At 64.8% G+C, this 429-nt stretch carries 1 protein-coding gene; it reads left to right on the forward strand.

Translation table 11 applies throughout. The annotated features are described in order from the left end of the window. Positions 1-429 (forward strand): cell division protein FtsQ/DivIB (locus AACY08_RS30110; RefSeq protein ID WP_339472735.1); only part of this gene is annotated, 429 nt, incomplete at both ends.

The following is a 429-nucleotide window of genomic DNA, read 5'->3' on the forward strand; positions in this document are numbered from 1 at the left end:
GTGATCGCGATGCTGCCGGTCAGCGAAGCGACGCTGCGCCGGATCGCAACGTGGACGATCATGGGCGTGGTCGGTGCGGTCGGGCTGGCGACGGCCTCCTATTTCGGGGTGCCGGGCGCGGTCGGCTCGGCGCTGGGCGAAGCGATCGGTGAAGCGGGTTTCCGCGTCACCAATATCCAGATCACCGGGCTCAACCGGATGGACCATAATGTCATCTACAAGATCGCGGCCAACCAGCCGTCAATGGCGATGCCGCTGGTGAGCCTCGAAAAGATCCGGCAGGATCTGGTCGCGCATAGCGGCTGGATCGAGGATGCGCATGTTTCGCGGCGCTTGCCCGACACGCTGATCGTGCATGTCGTCGAGCGTGAACCGAGCGCGATCTGGCAGAAGGACGGACAACTCGCGCTGATCGCGGCCAACGGGACG

The organism is Pseudomonas sp. EL_65y_Pfl1_R83, assembly GCF_963970695.1.
GTDB classification, from domain to species: Bacteria; Pseudomonadota; Gammaproteobacteria; order Pseudomonadales; family Pseudomonadaceae; genus Aquipseudomonas; species Aquipseudomonas tritici.